16 protein-coding genes are annotated in these 20,694 nt (G+C 71.7%); 12 read left to right on the forward strand and 4 right to left on the reverse strand.

From position 1 onward, the window contains the following. Positions 1-54: 54 nt before the first annotated feature. Both hslV and hslU read left to right on the forward strand, forming a co-directional pair. Positions 55-594, forward strand: coding sequence for an ATP-dependent protease subunit HslV (hslV, locus tag LOC65_RS02885; RefSeq protein WP_230246566.1), 540 nt, complete (start codon positions 55-57; stop codon positions 592-594). Between the two features lie 65 nt (positions 595-659). After that, positions 660-1,979 (forward strand): ATP-dependent protease ATPase subunit HslU, encoded by a 1,320-nt coding sequence (gene hslU / locus LOC65_RS02890; RefSeq protein WP_230246567.1) that lies wholly within the window; start codon positions 660-662, stop codon positions 1,977-1,979. A gap of 243 nt (positions 1,980-2,222) precedes the next feature. Here hslU and LOC65_RS02895 read toward each other — a convergent pair whose 3' ends face one another. Continuing rightward, positions 2,223-2,981 carry a type III pantothenate kinase gene (locus LOC65_RS02895; protein ID WP_029718559.1) on the reverse strand — a complete coding sequence of 253 codons (759 nt, stop codon included), beginning with the start codon at positions 2,979-2,981 and terminating at the stop codon, positions 2,223-2,225. Positions 2,982-3,169: 188 nt separating this feature from the next. Between LOC65_RS02895 and icmF the strand changes: the two genes are divergently transcribed. Next, a complete protein-coding gene (gene icmF / locus LOC65_RS02900) occupies positions 3,170-6,487 on the forward strand; it encodes a fused isobutyryl-CoA mutase/GTPase IcmF (protein ID WP_230246568.1) in 3,318 nt (1,105 codons plus the stop codon). 49 nt (positions 6,488-6,536) lie between these two features. On the opposite strand, the gene LOC65_RS02905 is transcribed toward icmF, so the two are convergent. Together LOC65_RS02905 and LOC65_RS02910 are read right to left on the reverse strand one after the other, a co-directional pair. Beyond that, the gene (locus LOC65_RS02905) at positions 6,537-6,851 is read right to left on the reverse strand and encodes a CcdB family protein (protein WP_230246569.1); all 315 of its coding nucleotides are present in this window, start codon (positions 6,849-6,851) and stop codon (positions 6,537-6,539) included. A gap of 4 nt (positions 6,852-6,855) precedes the next feature. After that, positions 6,856-7,125: a prevent-host-death protein gene (locus tag LOC65_RS02910; RefSeq protein ID WP_230246570.1), complete on the reverse strand. Its 270-nt coding sequence runs from the start codon at positions 7,123-7,125 to the stop codon at positions 6,856-6,858. 126 nt (positions 7,126-7,251) lie between these two features. Here LOC65_RS02910 and LOC65_RS02915 point away from each other — a divergent pair, with 126 nt between their 5' ends. The 6 genes from LOC65_RS02915 (at position 7,252) to LOC65_RS02940 (ending at position 15,276) form a co-directional block, all read left to right on the forward strand. After that, the gene (locus tag LOC65_RS02915) at positions 7,252-9,051 is read left to right on the forward strand and encodes a GGDEF domain-containing protein (RefSeq protein ID WP_230246571.1); all 1,800 of its coding nucleotides are present in this window, start codon (positions 7,252-7,254) and stop codon (positions 9,049-9,051) included. 67 nt (positions 9,052-9,118) lie between these two features. Beyond that, the gene (locus LOC65_RS02920) at positions 9,119-10,609 is read left to right on the forward strand and encodes an AMP nucleosidase (RefSeq protein ID WP_230246573.1); all 1,491 of its coding nucleotides are present in this window, start codon (positions 9,119-9,121) and stop codon (positions 10,607-10,609) included. A 56-nt stretch (positions 10,610-10,665) separates the two neighbouring features. Continuing rightward, positions 10,666-12,066, forward strand: a complete 1,401-nt coding sequence (locus tag LOC65_RS02925) for an efflux transporter outer membrane subunit (RefSeq protein ID WP_230246575.1) — start codon at positions 10,666-10,668, stop codon at positions 12,064-12,066. Beyond that, positions 12,063-13,373 (forward strand): efflux RND transporter periplasmic adaptor subunit, encoded by a 1,311-nt coding sequence (locus LOC65_RS02930; RefSeq protein WP_230246576.1) that lies wholly within the window; start codon positions 12,063-12,065, stop codon positions 13,371-13,373. The genes LOC65_RS02925 and LOC65_RS02930 overlap by 4 nt, the downstream gene beginning before the upstream one ends. Further along, positions 13,370-14,077: an ABC transporter ATP-binding protein gene (locus LOC65_RS02935; RefSeq protein WP_029718560.1), complete on the forward strand. Its 708-nt coding sequence runs from the start codon at positions 13,370-13,372 to the stop codon at positions 14,075-14,077. Before LOC65_RS02930 ends, LOC65_RS02935 begins: the two co-directional genes overlap by 4 nt. Next, positions 14,068-15,276 (forward strand): ABC transporter permease, encoded by a 1,209-nt coding sequence (locus tag LOC65_RS02940; RefSeq protein WP_164963890.1) that lies wholly within the window; start codon positions 14,068-14,070, stop codon positions 15,274-15,276. Before LOC65_RS02935 ends, LOC65_RS02940 begins: the two co-directional genes overlap by 10 nt. Here LOC65_RS02940 and LOC65_RS02945 read toward each other — a convergent pair. After that, positions 15,251-16,450: an MFS transporter gene (locus tag LOC65_RS02945; RefSeq protein ID WP_230246577.1), complete on the reverse strand. Its 1,200-nt coding sequence runs from the start codon at positions 16,448-16,450 to the stop codon at positions 15,251-15,253. The two genes, LOC65_RS02940 and LOC65_RS02945, sit on opposite strands and share 26 nt — an antisense overlap. Positions 16,451-16,641: 191 nt before the next feature. Here LOC65_RS02945 and fusA point away from each other — a divergent pair, with 191 nt between their 5' ends. The 3 genes from fusA to LOC65_RS02960 all read left to right on the forward strand — a co-directional run bounded on the left by fusA (position 16,642) and on the right by LOC65_RS02960 (position 20,667). Continuing rightward, complete coding sequence (fusA, locus tag LOC65_RS02950) at positions 16,642-18,702, forward strand: elongation factor G (RefSeq protein WP_230246578.1); 2,061 nt, start codon at positions 16,642-16,644, stop codon at positions 18,700-18,702. A gap of 244 nt (positions 18,703-18,946) precedes the next feature. Beyond that, positions 18,947-19,915 carry a TerC family protein gene (locus LOC65_RS02955; RefSeq protein WP_029718561.1) on the forward strand — a complete coding sequence of 323 codons (969 nt, stop codon included), beginning with the start codon at positions 18,947-18,949 and terminating at the stop codon, positions 19,913-19,915. 98 nt (positions 19,916-20,013) lie between these two features. Continuing rightward, entirely contained in the window at positions 20,014-20,667 is a 654-nt protein-coding gene (locus LOC65_RS02960) for an energy transducer TonB (protein ID WP_164963886.1), read from the forward strand. Positions 20,668-20,694 lie beyond the last annotated feature (27 nt).

The raw sequence follows: 20,694 nt of genomic DNA on the forward strand, positions 1-20,694 counted from the left end.
GCGGGCAACGCCCGGACTTGAAGCGGCCTCGGCCGGCCTCACTTGCAACGGACCATGGAATCCTTTCACGGCACGACCATCCTCAGCGTGCGTCGCGGCCCGCTCGTCGCCCTCGGCGGCGACGGCCAGGTGACGCTCGGCACCATCGTCGTCAAGTCCAGCGCGCGCAAGGTGCGCAAGCTGTACCGCGACCAGGTGCTCGCCGGCTTCGCCGGTGCCACCGCCGACGCCTTCACGCTGTTCGAGCGCTTCGAGGCCAAGCTCGAGAAGCACCAGGGCCATCTGCAGCGTGCGGCCATCGAGCTGACCAAGGACTGGCGCACCGACCGCGTGCTGCGCCGCCTGGAGGCGATGCTGGCCGTGGCCGACACCACCAGCTCGCTGATCATCACCGGCAACGGCGACGTGCTGGAACCCGAACACGGCATCGTCGCGATCGGCTCCGGCGGCGCCTACGCCCAGGCCGCGGCGCGTGCGCTGCTGCAGCACACCGAGCTGGCACCGCAGGACATCGTCAAGCGCTCGCTCGAGATCGCCGGCGACCTGTGCATCTACACCAACCAGTCGCACACCATCGAGGTGCTGGGCGCCTGAGAGCCGGCCCGCACCCCGTCCCACCGCACCACCTCCGCCCGGCCCACGCGGCCGGCGCCCCCGCGATGACCCACTCGATGACCCCGCAGGAGATCGTCTCCGAGCTCGACCGCCACATCGTCGGCCAGAACGCCGCCAAACGCGCCGTCGCGATCGCGCGGCGCAACCGCTGGCGCCGCCAGCAGGTCGACGAGAAGCTGCGCGGCGAGATCACGCCGAAGAACATCCTGATGATCGGCCCGACCGGCGTCGGCAAGACCGAGATCGCGCGCCGCCTGGCCAAGCTGGCCGACGCGCCCTTCGTCAAGGTCGAGGCGACCAAGTTCACCGAGGTCGGCTACGTCGGCAAGGACGTCGACACCATCGTGCGCGACCTCGTCGAGGTGGCGGTCAAGCAGGAGCGCGAACGCGCCATCCGCCGCCAGCGCGCCAAGGCCGAGGACGCCGCCGAGGAGCGGGTGCTCGACGCCCTGGTGCCGCCGCCGCGCGACCTGCGCGAGAGCAGCGACAACACCGCCCGCCAGGTGATGAGGAAGCGCCTGCGCGAAGGCACGCTGGCCGACAAGGAGATCGAGATCGAGGTCGCCGACCCGAAGCCCTCGCTCGAGATCCTCGGGCCCCAGGGCATGGAGGAGATGGCCGAGCAGCTCAAGGGCCTGTTCTCGCAGATGGGCCAGGGCAAGCGCAACGTGCGCAAGCTGAAGATCGCCGAGGCGCTGGAGAAGCTGACCGAGGAGGAAGCCGGCAAGCTGGTCAACGAGGAGGAGATCCGCGCCGCCGCGCTGGCCAACGCCGAGGGCAACGGCATCGTCTTCATCGACGAGATCGACAAGGTGGCGGCACGCGCCGAGCACGGCGGCGCCGACGTCTCGCGCCAGGGCGTGCAGCGCGACCTGCTGCCGCTGGTCGAGGGCACGGCCGTCAGCACCAAGTACGGCATCGTCAAGACCGACCACATCCTGTTCATCGCCAGCGGCGCCTTCCACCTGGCCAAGCCCAGCGACCTGATCCCGGAGTTGCAGGGGCGTTTCCCGATCCGCGTCGAGCTGGGCTCGCTGTCGGTCGACGACTTCGAGGCCATCCTGACCAGCACCCACGCCAGCCTGGTCAAGCAGTACCAGGCGCTGCTGGCCACCGAAGGCGTGACGCTGGAGCTGGCACCCGAGGCCGTGCGCCGCATCGCCCAGATCGCCTACGACGTGAACGAGCGCACCGAGAACATCGGCGCGCGCCGCCTGGCGACGGTGATGGAGCGCCTGCTCGACGACATCAGCTTCGACGCCCCGAACCGCGGCGGCCAGACGGTGACGGTCGATGCCGCCGAGGTCGACCGCCGCCTGGGCGAGCTGTCGCGCGACGAGGATCTGTCGCGCTACATCCTCTGATCGAGACTGGGGTCAGGTCTCGCGACAAGCCTGGGGTCAGGTCTCACAAGACCTGACCCCGACTGCCGCTGAGGCCTCGACAAGCCTGGGGTCAGGTCTCGCAAGACCTGACCCCGACTGCCGCTGGGGCCTTGGGGTCAGGTCTCACGAGACCTGACCCCAACAGCCGCGTGACCCCAACAGCCGCGAGACCTGACCCCGACAGCAGCGGGGTCGCGAGCGAATGCGAGCTTGGGGGCGCAATCAGCGCCGGGACTGCAGCGCCAGCAGGCCTTCGAAGATCAGCGAATCGACGATCTCGAACGGCGGTTGCACCAGCGGCGCGAGCTTGACGGCCGCGCCGCCGGTCATCAGCAGCAGCGCCGACGCGCCGGTGACCTGCACCAGGCGCCGGTGCTGGCGCTCGATGGCGCCGGCCAGCGCCGCCGCGCCGCCGCTCATCAGCGCGTCGCTGGTGTTGCGGGGGAAGTCGACGACCTCGCCGGTCGGCACCTTCAGCCCGGCCGTGCCCATCTCCAGCGCACGCAGCATCAGGCCGAAGCCGGGCAGGATCAGACCGCCGAGGAAACGGCCGTCGGCGTCGAGCGCGTCGACGGTCACCGCGGTGCCGACCATCACCACCAGCGCCGGACGGCGGCCGCCGTCGGCCAGCGCCCGCTGGCGCGCGCCGACCAGCGCCGCCCAGCGGTCGGCGCCCAGCCGGCTCGGGTGCTCGTAGCCGTTGATCACGCCGCAGTCCTGCACCGTCGGCACCACCCAACGCGGCTCCAGGTCCCAGATCTCGAGCTGCTCCTCGGCGCGGCGGCGCACGACGTCGCCGGCCACCGCGCAACCCAGCATCGTGGTCGGCGCCGGCAGCGCCTTCCAGTCGGTGTCGGCCAGCGTGTCGATGGTTTCGAGGAACGCGGCCCCATGCGCCAGCAGCGTCGCACCGGGCCGCGGGGCGTCGTACAGGCCCCACTTCAGGCGCGTGTTGCCGATGTCGATGGCGAGAAAAGTCATGGTGAACAAGGGGCCGGGCGGCACGAGGGCGCGAGCGTAACAGCGCCGGGAAAGTCGCGCCCCCGATTCTGTCGAGCGGGATAACCCCGACGGCATCGCTGCGCCGCGGCGCCGGCCGCGCGGCATGATTCACCATTGACGTTGACGTAAACGTCAACCGCGTGCCACCGCCTCCACCGACGACCGCCATGACCGAGCTGTCCGCCGACTACCAGGCCCTCGCCGCCTACCGCCCGACGCACAAGGTGCGTTTCGTCACCGCCGCCAGCCTGTTCGACGGCCACGACGCATCGATCAACATCATGCGGCGCATCCTGCAGAGCATGGGCTGCGAGGTGATCCACCTCGGCCACAACCGCTCGGTCGACGAGGTCGTCACCGCGGCGCTGCAGGAGGACGCGCAGGGCATCGCGATCAGCAGCTACCAGGGCGGCCACGTCGAGTACTTCAAGTACATGGTCGACCAGCTGCGCGCCCGCGGCGGCGAGCAGGTGCAGGTCTTCGGCGGCGGCGGCGGCGTCATCGTGCCGGCCGAGATCCGCGAGCTGCAGGCCTACGGCGTCACGCGCCTGTACAGCCCCGAGGACGGCCAGCGCATGGGCCTGGCCGGCATGATCGGCGAGATGGTGATGCGCTGCGACCGCGACCTGTCGCCGCAGGCGCCCACCGACGTCGCCGCGCTGCAGGGCCACGGCGACGCCGCCTGGCGTGCGCTGGCGCAGGCCATCACCGCGCTGGAGAACGGCCGCGCCGACCCCGGCTTCAAGGCCGCGCTGGCCGCCGCCGGGCGCAAGGCGCCGGTCGTCGGCATCACCGGCACCGGCGGCGCCGGCAAGTCCAGCCTGACCGACGAGCTGATCCGCCGCCTGCGCCTGGACCAGGACGACGCCTTGCGCATCGCCGTGATCTCGATCGACCCCAGCCGGCGGCGCACCGGCGGCGCGCTGCTCGGCGACCGCATCCGCATGAACGCGATCGCGCCGTGGCCCAAGCCGGCCGGCCAGGACGGCGCTCGTGATTCCGGGGCCCGGGTCTTCATGCGCAGCCTCGCCACGCGCGACTACGGCAGCGAGATCAGCCAGGCCCTGCCCGACGTGCTGCTGGCGGTGCAGGCCGCCGGCTTCGACCTCGTCGTCGTCGAGACCTCGGGCATCGGCCAGGGCGACGCGGCCATCGTCCCGCACGTCGACGTGCCGGTGTACGTGATGACGCCCGAGTTCGGCGCCGCCAGCCAGCTCGAGAAGATCGACATGCTGGACTTCGCCGAGTTCGTCGCGATCAACAAGTTCGACCGCAAGGGTGCGGCCGACGCCTGGCGCGACGTCTGCAAGCAGGTGCAGCGCAACCGCGGCGCCTTCGGCGACAAGCCCGAGACGATGCCGGTCTTCGGCACGATGGCCAGCCGCTTCAACGACGACGGCGTCACCGCGCTGGCCCAGGCGATGAAACCGCGCCTGGCGGCGCTGGGCCTGCCGCTGGCCGAAGGCCGGCTGGCGGCGGTGGCCACCCGCGTCTCGACCGGCCAGCACGCCATCGTGCCGGCCGGGCGCACGCGTTACCTCGCCGACATCGCCGACGCGGTGCGCGGCTACAAGCGCCGCGCGCGCGAGCAGGCGGCACTGGCACGCGAGATCCAGCAGCTGCGTGCCGCCTCGGCGATGCTGCGGCTGGACAAACCCGAGCGCCAGCGCGCCGCGGAGGCCACGGCCGACCTCGCCGAGCAGCGCGAGGCGCGTCTGGACCCGCACGCGCGCAAGCTGCTGGCGCAGTGGGACGAGATGCAGCGCGCCTATTCCGGCGCCGAGTACGTCGTGAAGATCCGCGACCGCGAGATCCGCAGCGCGCTCACGCACACCACGCTGTCGGGCAACACGATCCGCAAGGTCGCGCTGCCGACCTGGGAGGACCACGGCGAGCGCCTGAAGTGGCTGCTGCTGGAGAACGTGCCGGGCTCGTTCCCGTACACCGCCGGCGTCTTCGCCTTCAAGCGCGAGAACGAGGACCCGACACGCATGTTCGCCGGCGAAGGCGACGCCTTCCGCACCAACCGGCGTTTCAAGCTGCTGTCCGAGGGCATGCCGGCCAAGCGCCTGTCCACCGCCTTCGACTCGGTGACGCTGTACGGCCACGACCCCGAGCGCCGGCCCGACGTCTACGGCAAGGTCGGCAACTCGGGCGTGTCGATCGCCACGCTGGACGACCTGAAGGTGCTGTACTCGGGCTTCGACCTGTGCAGCGCCAGCACCTCGGTCAGCATGACGATCAACGGCCCGGCGCCGACGATCCTGGCGATGTTCATGAACACCGCCGTCGATCAGCAGCTGGAGAAGTTCCGCGCCGACAACGGCCGCGAGCCGACCGACGACGAGGCGGCCAAGATCCGCGCCTGGGTGTTCGAGAACGTGCGCGGCACGGTGCAGGCCGACATCCTCAAGGAGGACCAGGGCCAGAACACCTGCATCTTCTCGACCGAGTTCAGCCTCAAGGTGATGGGCGACATCGCCCAGTGGTTCGTGCACCACGGCGTGCGCAACTTCTATTCGGTGTCGATCTCGGGCTATCACATCGCCGAGGCCGGGGCCAACCCGATCAGCCAGCTCGCGTTCACGCTCGCCAACGGCTTCACCTACGTGGAGGCGTACCTGGCGCGCGGCATGCACATCGACGACTTCGCGCCCAACCTGAGCTTCTTCTTCAGCAACGGCATGGACCCGGAGTACACGGTGATGGGCCGCGTCGCGCGCCGCATCTGGGCGCTGGCGATGAAGGAGCGTTACGGCGCCAACGACCGCAGCCAGAAGCTGAAGTACCACATCCAGACCAGCGGCCGCAGCCTGCACGCCCAGGAGATCGCGTTCAACGACATCCGCACGACGCTGCAGGCGCTGATCGCCGTCTACGACAACTGCAACTCGCTGCACACCAACGCCTACGACGAGGCGATCACCACGCCGACCGAGGAGAGCGTGCGCCGGGCGATGGCGATCCAGCTGATCATCAACCGCGAGTGGGGCCTGGCGAAGAACGAGAACCCGAACCAGGGCGCCTTCGTCATCGACGAGCTGACCGAACTCGTCGAGGAGGCGGTGCTGGCCGAGTTCGAGCGCATCAGCGAACGCGGCGGCGTGCTCGGCGCGATGGAGACCGGCTACCAGCGCGGCCGCATCCAGGAAGAGAGCCTGCACTACGAGACGCTGAAGCACGACGGCCGGCACCCGATCATCGGCGTCAACACCTTCCGCAACCCGCACGGCGACCCGGTGCCCGAGACGATCGAGCTCGCGCGCTCGACCGAGGACGAGAAGCAGAGCCAGCTCGCGCGGCTGGCCGACTTCCACGCCCGCCACGCCGCCGAGGCGCCGGCGATGCTGCGCCGGCTGCAGCAGGCGGTGATCGCCGACGCCAACGTCTTCGAGGTGCTGATGGACGCGGTGCGTGTCTGCTCGCTGGGGCAGATCACCGGCGCGCTGTTCGAGGTCGGCGGCCAGTACCGTCGCTCGATGTAGGCGCGGCGCGCGGACCCGGGCCGGGTGCCGGTGCGGTGCCGCTCGGGCATCAGACGCCCGACAGCACGACGTCCAGGGCCGCGACCAGCACGCCGGCCTGCTCGGCGACGTTGTCCACCGGCTGGCGGAGCAAGCGGGCAGGCAGCGGCGAGGCGTAATGCGCCAGCGCGTTCAGGCGCTGGCCCTTGACCGTGACGACCGGGCACAGCTTGGCCGGCACCTTGCCGGCGAAGTCCAGCCGCGCCAGCGGCAGCGTGAGCCGGGTCGCCAGCGCGTCCAGCAGCTCGCTCTGGATCACCACGACATACGGAATGCCGGCGGCCGAACTCGCGCTGGGGTTGGCGAAGACGTCGTACTGCGCCACGGCTTCACCAGGGCCGCAGATCGTCGCCGGGAATGCCGTGGGCCTCCACCCAGGCGTTCTGCGCCGCGATCCAGTCGCCGAACTCGGCTTCGAAGGCCTGTCGGCGCGTGCCGAGCCCGGCATGCGCCTGGTTCGCCCGCAGCGCCTGATAGTGCTCGACCGACACGATGACGGTGTCGATCTGGCCCGCCTTCTCCACGAACACCGGTTCGCGTTTGGCCTGGGCGCAGATGCTGCCGAACCGGTTCTTGGCCTCGGTTGCGGTGACACGCATCGTGGTTTCTCCTCGCAGACTAGCCATTTTAGGCAACAACAGAAGCCTCGGCGCCGGGCATGCCGCCCCCCGCCCGGTCCAGTGGCCGGAGGCCCCCAAAGCGATGGACGGTGCCAATAATCGAGCATGACCACGGCCGCCGTCCGTCCGAAGGCACGCACCCAGGCCCGGCACCTGGGCCGTCGCGCCTGGGCGCTGCTGCACGAAGACTCGCAGCGGGCGGCCCAGTTGGCCACGCAGGCCTTGGCCGGCGCCGGCGACGACCCCGTGGCCCGCGGCTGGGCGCTGCTGACCCGCGGTTTCCACGAACTCTTCTTCGCCACGCCGGCCGAGGCCCGGCCGGTGCTTGAAGCGGCGCAGGCCGCGTTCGCCGAGGCCGGCGACGCCGCCGGCCGCATCCTCGCCGGCACCGGGCTGGCGCGCGCGGCCTGGCGCGCCGGGCGCTACGACGACGCGCTGGGGCTGGCGCTGTCGCTGCGCGGCGAAGGCCTGCGCGTGCTGCGCGGCGAACAGCGCGGCGTGCTGCTCAACGCCATCGCCGGCTGCTACTCGGCGCAGGGCCGCAGCGACCTCGCCTTCGCCTACATGTACGAGGCGCTGCGCGACGCCGGCAGCACACGCTGCCACGGCCTGGACGCGGTGCTGCACTGCAACCTCGCGCACGAACTGCTGCAGATCGGCGACTGCCACGAGGCGCTGCGCCATGTCGACACCGGCATCCAGCGCTGCGCGCGGCTGCACAACCCGCGCCTGGCCAGCGTCTTGTGGATCAACCGCGTCATCGGCCTGACCGAGCTCGACCGCACGCACGAGGCCGTCGCCGACATCCACCGCATCTGCGCGCTGCCCGCCGACGCCTCGGGCCGCGGCCGGCTGGCGACGCATTACGAGACGCTGGCGATCGCCGCGCTGCGTGCCGGCGAGACGGCGCTCGGGGCCGAACTCGTCGCCCGTGCCGAGAGCGCCTACCGTGCCGGCATCCCCGACGAGCAGGTCGAACTCGCCGTCGCCAGCGCGCTGCTGGCACGCGCCAAGGGCCGGCCGCAGGTGGCGCTGGCGGCCCTGGACGGCGTGCGCGGGCTGGCCGGCGAGCCACCGGCGCAAGGGCTCAGCCTGCGCGTGCGCGGCCTGTACCTGCTGACCCGCGCAGACCTGCTGGAAGCCCAGGGCGACGCCGCCGGTGCGCTGGCGACGATGCGCGAGTGGCAGCACGTGCACCTGCAGCGCGCGGCGCTGGCCTCGCGCGCCCGCTACCAGGCCGCGGCGCTGCAGACCGAGCTGCTGCGGCTGCAGCAGCAGGTCGACGAACACGACGCCCGCCGGCGCGAGATCGAGGCCGTCAACGAACAGCTCTCGCGCCGCGTCGCCGAGGTCCAGGCGCTGCAGGAGCAGCTGCGCCAGCAGGCGACACGCGACGAGCTCACCGGCCTGTTCAACCGCCGCCACCTCAACGAGACGCTGCCGCAGATGCTGGCGCTGGCGCACCGCGAGGGCCAGCCGCTGGCCGTGGCGATCATCGACCTGGACCATTTCAAGACCGTCAACGACCGCCACGGCCACCCCTGCGGCGACCGATTGCTCGCCGCCTTCGGCCGGCTGCTGGCCACCGGCTGCCGGCGCAGCGACGTCGCCTGCCGCTACGGCGGCGAGGAGTTCTGCCTGCTGATGCCGCGCACCGACGCCGCCGCGGCGCGGCGCAAGGTCCAGGCCTTGCTGCGGCGCTGGCGCAGCACGTGTTTCGAACTCGGCGGCGCACAATTGCATTCGCTGTCGTTCTCGGCCGGTGTCGCCGACTCGCTGCGCTGCCCGGGCCACGAGACAGCGCTGCTGAAGGCCGCCGACGACGAGCTGCTGGCCGCCAAGCGCCAGGGCCGCAACCGCGTGCTGGCCGCCGGCGGCGCGGCCGAGGTCCAGGCCGCCGCCTGACGCCGGTCACGGGCCCAGGCGATACTCGCCCGGCGGCGGCATCCCGACCGCCGGCTTGCAGGGATCCATGCCGAACGCCCCGTTCATCGCCCCCGCCCGCTTCGACGACCCGGCCGCGGCCCTCGCCCGGGTGCGCGAGATCTACGACGCCGGCACCGCCTATCTGCGCGAGCAGCTGCGCGCCTACGTCGGCGGCGCCACGCTCGACGGCCACGTGCGCGCCTGCTACCCCTTCGTGCGCGTGCGCACCAGCACCGTCGCGCGTGCCGACTCGCGCCTGTCCTACGGTTTCGTCGCCGGCCCGGGCGTCTACGAGACGACGTTGACGCGGCCCGACCTGTTCGAGCGCTACTACCTCGAGCAGCTGACGCTGCTGATGGCGAACCACGGCGTCGACCTGGAGGTCGGCACCAGCACCCAGCCGATCCCGCTGCACTTCGCCGTCGGCGAGGGCGACCACCTCGAAGGCACGCTGGAGCCGGCGCGCCGGCTGCTGCTGCGCGACCTGTTCGACCTGCCCGACCTCGGCGCGATGGACGACGGCATCGCCAACGGCACCCACGAGCCGGCGCGCGGCGAGCCGCAGCCGCTGGCGCTGTTCACCGCGCCGCGTGTGGACTACTCGCTGCAGCGCCTGCGCCACTACACCGGCACGGCGCCGGGGCACTTCCAGAACTTCGTGCTGTTCACGAACTACCAGTTCTACATCGACGAGTTCATCAAGCTCGGCCGCGAGGCGATGGCCGATCCGGCCTCGCCCTATGTCGCCTTCGTCGAACCGGGCAACGTGCTGACGCGCCGCGCCGGCCTGCCGGCCGAGCCGGGTGACGACGCCGGCGTCGCGCCGCCGCGGCTGCCGCAGATGCCGGCCTACCACCTCGTCGGCGCCGGCAACGCCGGCATCACGATGGTCAACATCGGCGTCGGGCCGTCGAACGCGAAGACCATCACCGACCACGTCGCGGTGCTGCGCCCGCACGCCTGGCTGATGCTCGGCCACTGCGCCGGGCTGCGCAACACGCAGCAGCTCGGCGACTACGTGCTCGCCCACGGCTACGTGCGCGAGGACCACGTGCTCGACGAGGAACTGCCGCTGTGGGTGCCGATCCCGCCGCTGGCCGAGGTGCAGCTCGCGCTGGAGCAGGCGGTGGCCGAGGTCACCCGGCTGTCGGGCTACGAGCTGAAGCGCGTGATGCGCACCGGCACCGTGGCCAGCACCGACAACCGCAACTGGGAGCTGCTGCCCGGGCGCAACGCGGCGACGACACCCGAGCGCCGCTTCAGCCAGAGCCGCGCCGTGGCGCTGGACATGGAGAGCGCGACGATCGCCGCCAACGGCTTCCGCTTCCGCGTGCCCTACGGCACCTTGCTGTGCGTCAGCGACAAGCCGCTGCACGGCGAGATCAAGCTGCCCGGCATGGCCAACACCTTCTACCGCGAGCGTGTCGACCAGCACCTGCGCATCGGCATGCACGCGGTGGAGCTGCTGCGCGAGGAAAAACCGGGCCGGCTGCACAGCAGAAAACTGCGCAGTTTCGCCGAGGTCGCGTTCCAGTAAGCGTTTCTTTACACGGGAGCCGCAGACTGTCGGCAACCGTGTCTTACAACCTCCCCGTGACGAGCCGACACCGATACCGGCTGGCGCCGCTGGCGCTGGCCGCCCTGCTGGGCGCCTGCGCCAGCACCCTGCCCCCCACGCCCGCCGACCGGGCGCAGATCGCGCCGACGCTGCCGGCCGGCTGGAGCCGTGCACCGGCCGGCGCCGTCCACGACGGCGACTGGTGGGCCGGCTTCGGCGACCCGCTGCTGCTGGCGCTGGTCGACGAGGCGCTGGCCACCAACCTGGACCTGGCCTCGGCGCGCGCCAACGTCGAGCGCGCCCGGGCGCAGCGCGACCTGGCCGACGCCGGCCGCCTGCCGCAGCTGGGCAGCTCGGCCAGCGGCGGGCGCGTGCGCTCCGGCGAGAACTACTCCCGCCAGCTCTCGGCGGGCCTGGACGCGAGCTGGGAGCCCGACTTCTTCGGCGCCAACGCCAGCACCGCCACCGCCGCCGCGGCCGATCTCGCCGCCGCCGGCGCGACGCTGCAGGCCACGCGCCTGGCCGTTGCCGCCGAAACCGCCATCGCCTACCTGCAGTGGCGCGGCACACGCGAGCAGTACGCCATCGCGCGCGAGTCCGCCGCCAGCCAGGCGCAGACGCTGCAGCTGGTGCAGTGGCGCGTGCAGGCCGGGCTGGCGAGCGCCGTCGACGCCGAACAGGCGCGCGCCAGCCTCGAGCAGACGCGTGCCCAGCTGCCGGCGCTGCAGACCACGCTGCAACAGACCGAGAACGCGCTCGCGATCCTGCTCGGCCGCGCCCCGGCGACGCTGGGCGAACGCCTGGCCACCGCGCCCGAGGCGGCACCGTCGCTGCAGGCGCTGCCGGCCGGCGTGCCGGCCGATCTGCTGCGCCGCCGCCCCGACCTGCTGGCCGCCGAATGGACGCTCGCCTCGGCACTGGCGACGCTGGACGCGCGGCGAGCCGACCGCCTGCCCGACCTCAGCCTCAGCGGCAGCCTGGCGCTGCGCGCCGCGACCTGGTCGGGCCTGGGCGGTGCCGGTGCCGTCGCCGCCAGCGTGCTGGCCGGCATCAGCTGGCCGGTCTTCGACGGCGGCGCCGCGCGCGCCCGCGTCGAGGCCCAGCAGGCAACGCTGGACGCGGCCCGCGCGAGCTACCGCGCGGCGGTGCTCGCGGCGCTCGGCGACGTCGAGGACAACCTCGTCGCGCTGGACCGCGGCGGCGAACGGGTCGCCGCGCTGGAGCGTGCCGCCGAAGCCGCCGCCAACGCCGCCGAACTGGCACGCGCGCGCTACCGCAGCGGGCTGATCGACTTCGGCACGCTGCTCGACGCCGAGCGCAGCCTGCTGTCGGCACGCAGCTCGCTGGCCGGCGCCCGCACCGATCTCGCACTCGCCGGAGTGCGTCTGTACAAGGGCCTGGGCGGCGGCTGGACCGCCGAGGCGACGAGACCATGACCGAACCGAAGACCGATCCGAACGACGTCCAGGCCCTGCTGGGCGCCGAGGCCCACCGCCCCTGGTGGCGCCGCCGCACCGTCTGGCTGCTCGCCGGCGCCGCGGTGCTGGTGGCCGCCGGCATCGTCGTGGCGCAGAAGCGCGCCGCGAGCAACGCCGCGCCGCGTTTCGTCACCACTCCGCTGGCACGCGGCACGCTGGCCATCACCGTCACCGCCACCGGCACGCTGCAGCCGACACGTTCGGTGGCCGTCGGCAGCGAGCTGTCGGGCACCGTGGCGCGCGTGCTCGTCGACGTCAACGACCGCGTCAAGAAAGGCCAGGTGCTGGTCGAGCTGGACACCGCCAAGCTGCGCGACTCGGTCAACGGCTCGCGCGCCAACCTGCAGGCCGCGATGGCCCAGCGCCGCCAGGCCGAAGCGACGCTGGCCGAGGCGCGTGCCAACCTCGCGCGCTACGAGGAGGTGTCGCGCCTGTCCGGCGGCAAGGTGCCGTCGGCGGCCGAGCTCGACAGCGCGCGCGCCACGGCGCTGCGCGCCGAAGCCGACCTGGCCGCCGCGCAGGCCAGCGTGGCCCAGGTGCAGACGGCGCTGTCGACCAACGAGACCAACCTCGCCAAGGCCTCGATCCGCTCGCCGATCGACGGCACGGTGCTGGCGCGCAGCGTCGAGCCGGGCAACGCGGTCGCCGCGTCGCTGCAGGCGGTGACGCTGTTCACGCTGGCCGAGGACCTGACGAAGATGAAGCTCTCGGTCGACGTCGACGAAGCCGACGTCGGCCAGGTGCGCCAGGGCCAGAAGGCGCGCTTCACCGTCGCCGCGCAACCCGGGCGCCAGTACCCGGCGCGCATCACGCGCGTGGCCTTCGGCTCGACCAAGACCGACAACGTCGTCACCTACACCACCGACCTCGAGGTCGACAACGCCGACCTGTCGCTGCGCCCGGGCATGACGGCGACGGCGACGATCGCCGCGACCGAACGCGAGAACGTGCTGCTGGTGCCCAACAGCGCGCTGCGCTTCAAGCCCAACCTGGCCGCCGCGCCGGGCGCCGGCGGCGGCAACGACGGCATCATGTCCAAGCTGATGCCGCGCCCGCCGGGCATGAGCGGGCCGCGGCGTTCGCTGGGCGGCCCCGGCCGCAGCTCCGACAGCGGCAAGGGCACGATCTGGGTGCTCAAGGACGGCCAGCCGTTGGCGCTGGAAGTCCGCAAGGGCCTGTCCGACGGCCGCATGACCGAGGTCTCGGGCGACGGCGTCGCCGAGGGGCTGGCGGTCATCACCGATCAGGCGAGCGCGGCGCAATGACGGCATTGCTCGAACTCGCGGGCATCACCAAGACCTACGGCGAAGGCAGCGCCGCGTTCCGCGCGCTGCGCGGCGTCGACCTGTCGATCCCGGCCGGCGAGTTCACGGCGGTGATGGGCCCCAGCGGCTCGGGCAAGTCGACGGTGATGAACCTGATCGGCTGCCTGGACACGCCCACCGGCGGCAGCTACCGCTTCCGCGGCGTCGAGGTCACGGGCCTCAGCCGCGACCAGCGCGCGCTGCTGCGCCGCCGCCACATCGGCTTCGTCTTCCAGGGCTTCCATCTGCTGGCGCGCACCAGCGCGCAGGAGAACGTCGAGCTGCCGCTGCTGTACCGCGGCGAAGGCGCCAAGCAGCGCCACGCCGCGGCGCGGCGTGCGCTCGCACAGGTCGGCCTCGCGGGCTGGGAGCACCACACGCCGGCCGAGCTCTCGGGCGGCCAGCAGCAGCGGGTGGCGATCGCACGCGCCATCGTCACCGAGCCGACGCTGCTGCTCGCCGACGAGCCGACCGGCAACCTCGACAGCGAACGCGGGCGCGAGGTGATGTCGCTGCTGGTCGCGCTGAACCGCGATCACGGCATCACCGTCGTGATGGTCACGCACGAGCCCGACATGGCCGCCTACGCGCAGCGCATCGTGCGTTTCCGCGACGGCCTGATCGCCGGCGACGAGCGGGTCGCGGAGGCCGAACGATGCTGCTGAACACGCTGCTGCTGGCGCTGCGCGCGATCCGGCGCAACCTGATGCGCTCGGTGCTGACGACGCTGGGCATCGTCATCGGCGTGGCCGCCGTCGTCACCATGGTCACCGTCGGCAACGGCGCGACCAAGGCCGTGCAGACGCAGATCCAGAGCCTGGGCAGCAACCTGCTGATGGTGCGCCCGGGCCAGCGCCTGGGGCCGGGCGGCTTCTCCGGCGGGCCGTCGTTCAAGCTCGCCGACGCGACCGCGATCGCCACCCAGATCGGCGGCGTCGCCGCAGTCGCGCCCGAGGTGCGCTCCAGCGTCACCGTCGTTGCCGACAACCGCAACTGGGCCACCACCGTCACCGGCAGCAACAACGACTACTTCCCGGCCGGCAACTGGAAGATCGCCGCCGGCCGCATGTTCGAGCAGGCGGAGCTGGACGCCGGCGCAGCGGTCTGCATCATCGGCCAGACGGTGCGGCGCGAGCTGTTCGGCGCCAACGCGGACCCGCTGGGGCGCAGCATCCGCGTCAAGCAGTTCAGCTGCAGCGTCATCGGCCTGCTGGCGTCCAAGGGCCAGGGCGCGATGGGCATGGACCAGGACGACATCATCATCGTGCCGGCCTACACCGCGCAGCGCCGGCTGACCGGCAGCACACGCGTGCAGACCCTGCTGGTGTCGCGCCGCGACGGCAGCGACGCCGAACGCGTGAAGGCCGGCATCACCGAGCTGCTGCGCGAGCGCCGCAAGCTGGGCCCCAATGACGACGACAACTTCAACGTGCTCGACACCCAGCAGGTGGCCGACACGCTGTCGGGCACGACCAAGCTGCTGACCTCGCTGCTCGGCGCGGTGGCCGCGGTCAGCCTGCTCGTCGGCGGCATCGGCATCATGAACATCATGCTGGTCAGCGTCACCGAGCGCACGCGCGAGATCGGCCTGCGGCTGGCGATCGGCGCGATGGAGCGCGAGGTGCTGGCGCAGTTCCTGATCGAAGCCGTGGTGCTGGCGGCGCTGGGCGGGCTGGTCGGTCTGGTGCTGGCGACCGGGGCGTCGATCGGCATCTCGGCGCTGCTGTCGGTGCCTTACGAGTTCCAGCTCGGCATCAACCTGCTGGCCTTCGGCTTCTCGGCGGCGATCGGCGTCGTCTTCGGCTTCGTGCCGGCGCGGCGTGCCGCACGGCTGGACCCTATCGAGGCCCTGCGCCACGAGTGAGCAGCGGGCGCAGCGCGATCAGCCCCAGCGCCGGGCCGATCGCCAGCGCCGGCAGCACCGCGTCCAACGGCCAGCGCGCCGCCGCGGCGACGAAGAGCTGGATGCTGGCGATCGAGATCGCGAAGCCGATGCTGTTGGCCAGCGTCAGCACGCTGCCGACCAGCGCCGGCGGCGCGTTCGTCGCCGTCAGCGCCGAGAACTGCGGCGAGTCGCCGGCCACCGTGATGCCCCAGAGCACGAGCCAGGCGCCGAACAGCGGCGCCGGCGCGTGCAGCAGCCAGGGTGCAATCAGGCAGCACAGGCCGCTGGTCGCGAGCTGCGTGCCGGCGACACGCGCGCTGCCCCAGCGCGACGCCGCCCAGCCGCCGCCGGCGCAGCCGATCGCCCCGGCACCGAGCACGACGAAGGCCGCCCAGGACAGCGAAGCGCCGGCCAGCCGCGTCGCCAGCACCGCCGGCACCAGCACCCACATCGTGTAGAGCTCCCACATGTGGCCGAAGTAGCCGAGGATCGACGCACGCACGCGCCGGTCGGTCGCCGCGGCCCACAGCGCACGCAGCGGCAGGCCAGAACCCGAGGCGCGTGGATGCGGCGGTTCGGGCACCAGCAGGAAGACCAGCAGGCCGGCGGCGGCCGACGCCAGCGCGACTCCGTCGAAGACCACGCTCCAAGGCCAGCCGGCGGACAGCGCGCGCAGCGCGTGCGGGCTGGCGCTGCCGAGGATCAGCGCGCCGATCAAGAGGCCCAGCGCCGGCCCCAGCCCGCGCGGGAACCACAGCGCCGCGAGCTTCATGCCCACCGGGTAGATGCCCGCCAGGCAGAAGCCGCCCAGCGTGCGCCAGACGAGCAGCGTGTCGAAGTCGGCCGCATGCCGCTGCGCCATCGCCGCGCAGCCGGCGCCGGCCAGCGCGCAGACCAGGAACACCAGCCGCGCCGGGAAACGGTCGGCGACCGCCAGCAGCGCGAACAGCAGCGCCCCGGCGATGAAGCCCAGTTGCACCGCTGACGTGAGCGTGCCGACGGCCGTCGACGGCCAGCCGTAGGCCGATTGCAGCTCGGGCATCACGGCGTTGGCGGCGAACCAGGTCGAGGTGCCGGCCAGCTGCGCCAGCACGATGACCGGCAGCACGCGGCGCGGCGCGTGCACGGCGGCGCGGGCGGGCTCGTGCGTCATCGTCGCAGGGAGGCTAGTGCCTGCCGCGCGGCGGCCACAGCGCGGGCGAACCCGGGGTTGACGGCTTGCGCCGGCTCAAGCGGCCGGCAGGTGACCGGCTTGTGTCGCCTGTGGCGATCCCTTAACCTGAACTCGGCCTATCCGTTGACAAAACTCAGGCCGCCAAGCGGCCGAACGCGAAGGAGAAGAGCATGCCCAGCACCCTGTCTGGCGCAAGCGTAGGCATCGAGTCGATCCGCACGCTGGCTTTCGTCGGCCCCTCGGCCGCAGGCAAGACCACCCTGGCCGAGGCCCTGCTGCAACGCAGCGGCGCGATCGGCGCCGCCGGCAGCATCGAGCGCGGCAGCACCGTCAGCGACCACGACCCGCTCGAGAAGCGCATGCAGCACTCGCTGAACGCCAGCGTGATGCACCTGACGCACGCCGACACGCGCATCCACTTCATCGACACCCCCGGGGGCCCGGACTTCCTCGGCCAGAGCCTGCCGGCGCTGGAGGCGGTGGAGACCGCCGCGATCGTCATCAATGCCAGCACCGGCATCGAGCCGATGGCCCAGCGCATGATGGACTACGCCGCGTCGCGCCATCTCGACCGGATCGTCGTCGTCAACAAGATCGACGCCGCCGGCGTCGACCTGCCGGGCCTGCTGGCGCAGATCCAGGCCACCTTCGGCAAGGAGTGCCTGCCGCTGAACCTGCCCGACGCGGGCGGCACGAAGGTCGTCGACTGCTTCTACAACCGCGAAGGCCACAGCGATTTCGGCTCGGTCGACGCCGCGCACCGCGCGCTGGTCGAGCAGGTCGTCGAGGTCGACGGCGACTTCGTCGACCGCTACCTGAACGACGGCGACGTCGACGCCTCCGAACTGCACAAGCCGCTGGAGCAGGCGCTGCGCGAAGGCCACCTGATCCCGGTGTGCTTCGTCTCGGCGCGCACCGGCGCCGGTGTCGCCGAGCTGCTGGACGTCATCGTCAAGCTGCTGCCCAACCCGACCGAGAGCAACCCGCCGGAGTTCCTGAACGGCGAAGGTGCGGCCGCGGTGCCGATGCAGGCCGAGCCGGACCCGAGCAAGCACGTGCTGGCGCACGTCTTCAAGGTCACCGTCGACCCGTACGTCGGCAAGATGGGCATCTTCCGCGTCCACCAGGGCACGGTGCAGCAGAACCAGATGCTCTACGTCGGCGACGGCCGCAAGCCGTTCAAGGTGACGCACCTGTACCTGCTGCAGGGCAAGGAGCACGTCGAGGTGGCGCGCGCGCTGCCCGGCGACATCGTCGCCGTGCCCAAGGTCGACGAGTTGCACTTCGACGCCGTGCTGCACGACGCCGCCGAGGACGACCACATCCACCTCAAGCCGCTGGACTTCCCGGTGCCGGTGCACGGCCTGGCGATCGGCCCCAAGCGCCACGGCGACGAGCAGCGCATGTGGGAGATCCTGGGCAAGCTGATCGACGAGGACCCGTGCCTGAAGGTCGAGCACATCGCCACGACCAACGAGACCGTGATCTACGGCCTGGGCGAGCTGCACCTGCGCACGCTGCTGGAGCGCCTGCGCGAGGTCTACAAGTTCGAGGTCACGACGCGGCCGCCGCGCATCGCCTACCGCGAGACGATCACCGCCAACGCCGAGGGCCACCACCGCCACAAGAAGCAGACCGGCGGCGCCGGCCAGTTCGGCGAGGTGTTCCTGAAGGTCGAGCCGCTGCCGCGCGGCGCCGGCTTCGAGTTCCTCGACCAGGTCAAGGGCGGCGTGATCCCGAACCAGTTCATCCCCGCCGTCGAGAAGGGCGTGCGCGAGGTGCTGGCCGGCGGCGCGATCGCCGGCTACCCGGTGGTCGACGTGCGTGTCATCGTCTACGACGGCAAGAGCCACAGCGTCGACAGCAAGGAGATCGCCTTCGCCACGGCCGGCCGCAAGGCCTTCATGGCGGCGATCCGCGAGGCCCGGCCGATCGTGCTGGAGCCGATCGTGACGATCGAGATCGTCGCGCCCGACTCGGCGATGGGCGACATCACCGGCGACCTGTCGGCCAAACGCGGCCTGGTGACCGGCACCGCCAATGCCGCCGCGGGCACGGTGGTGATCCGCGGCCAGGTGCCGATGTCCGAGCTCTCGGGCTCCCAGTCGCGTCTGAACGCGATGACCGCCGGCCAGGGCCGCTACACGATCGAGCTGTCGCACTACGACCCGGTGCCGCCGACGGTGCAGCAGCAGTTGCAGAGCCAGCACCAGGTCAAGGAAGACGACTAAGCCTCCACGGGCGGGCCGCCGGGAGGCGCCCCGTCCGCTTCACCCCGCCGGCTGCGGGGTTTGCACGGCAGTTCCTAGAATCCGCCCCGTCGAAAGGGGAGTAGCCGGCGCCCACCGGGCGCCGCGGATCCCCGTCAATACGGAGCACCGGCTCACCGCCGCCCTGCTCCCGGGCCCGCACGGGATCTCCCGCGCAAGACCTTTCGGCACGAATCGTCCGTTCGTTGCCATTCCTGGAGGTCTCGTGGAGAGCATTGCGCCGCTGTGGTTGTGGGTCGTCTTCTTCGTCTCGGTCGTCGTCGCGCTGGTCGTCGACTTCGTCGTCATGCGCCATCAGGGCGCGCATGCGGTCGGTGTGCGTGAGGCGCTGCGCTGGTCGGTCGTCTGGGTGGCACTGAGCCTGGCCTTCAACGCGTTGTTCTGGTGGGCGCTGCAGGGCACCCACGGCACCGAGGTCGCGAACACGCGCGCGCTGGAGTTCCTGACCGGCTACCTGATCGAGAAGAGCCTGGCGGTCGACAACATCTTCGTCTTCCTGATGATCTTCTCGTACTTCGCGATCCCGCCGGAGTTCCAGAAGCGCGTGCTGATGATCGGCATCGTCGGCGCCATCGTGCTGCGCACGGTGATGATCCTGCTCGGCGCCTGGCTGATCGCCGAGTTCCACTGGCTGCTGTACGTCTTCGGCGCGTTCCTGATCGTCACCGGCATCAAGATGTGGCGCCACGCCGGCGAGGCCCCGGACATGGAAGCCAACCCGGCGCTGAAGCTGCTGCGCCGCGTGATGCCGGTGAGCCCGAAGCTCGACGGCGAGAACTTCTTCACCGTCGAGAACGGCAAGCGCATCGCGACGCCGCTGCTGCTGGTCGTCGCGCTGGTCGGCATCACCGACGTGATCTTCGCGGTCGACTCGATCCCGGCGATCTTCGCGATCACGACCGACCCGTTCATCGTGCTCACGTCGAACATCTTCGCGATCCTGGGCCTGCGCGCGATGTACTTCCTGCTCGCCGCGGCGGCCGAGAAGTTCCACCTGCTCGGCTACGGCCTGGCGGTGATCCTGACCTTCATCGGCACGAAGATGGTGCTGATCGACGTCTTCAAGATCCCGGTGCTGGTGTCTCTGGGCGTCGTCGCGGCGATCCTCGCGGTGACGATGATCTGGAGCCTGAAGACGGCTCCCAGGATCAACCGCGACCGTCCCGCGGCGTGATGCCGCGCTGAACTCGGCCCCGCACGGCGCGGGGCCGGTCGGTCCCGAGCGGATCGCCGCCGGATACGAATCATTCGCATTCATGTTAGAGTCATCGCATGAACACGATGACCCTGGCACCGCAGCTGCCGCCGAGCCGCAGGCGGCCGGCGTTCAGCCTTGTCGTCATCGCAGCCCACCTCGGGCTGTTCTGGCTGGCCCTGGAGTTCGGCGTGCTCGAGCGCGCCGTGGCCAGCGCCGCACCGCTGGTGGTGCAGATCGTGGCCCCGGTGGCGCCTCGTGAACCACAACCCGAGCCGCTGATACCGCGGCCGGCGAACACGCCGCCCCCGCTGGCGACCGTGCCGGTGCCCGAGGTGGCGATCCAGCGCGAAGCGCCGGCCGAGACGATCCGGGTCGCCGCCGCGCCCGCCGAGCCGGTGGCACCGCCGCCCGCAGCGGCGCCGGCCCCGGTCACGCCGAGCATCCGCCAGGTGCCGGCCAGCGCGCTGCGGTATCTGGCCGAGCCACCCGTGGCGGTGCCGCTGGCCTCGAGGCGTCTGCGTGAATCGGGCACCGTCGTGCTGAGGGTCGTCGTCGATGTGCACGGCCATCCACGCAGCGTGACGCTGCGGCGCTCTTCCGGGTTCCCGCGCCTGGACGAGCAGGCCCTGGGCGCGATGCGCCAGGCACGTTTCGTCCCGTGCACCGACAACGGCCGGCCCGTCGAGTGCGAATCCGACGCGCCCATCGTCTACGAGCTGCAAGGCTGAACGGCACGGGCGCCTGCTGAACCGGGC

Source organism: Rubrivivax sp. JA1055 (assembly GCF_020966565.1).
Lineage (GTDB): Bacteria > Pseudomonadota > Gammaproteobacteria > Burkholderiales > Burkholderiaceae_C > Rubrivivax > Rubrivivax benzoatilyticus.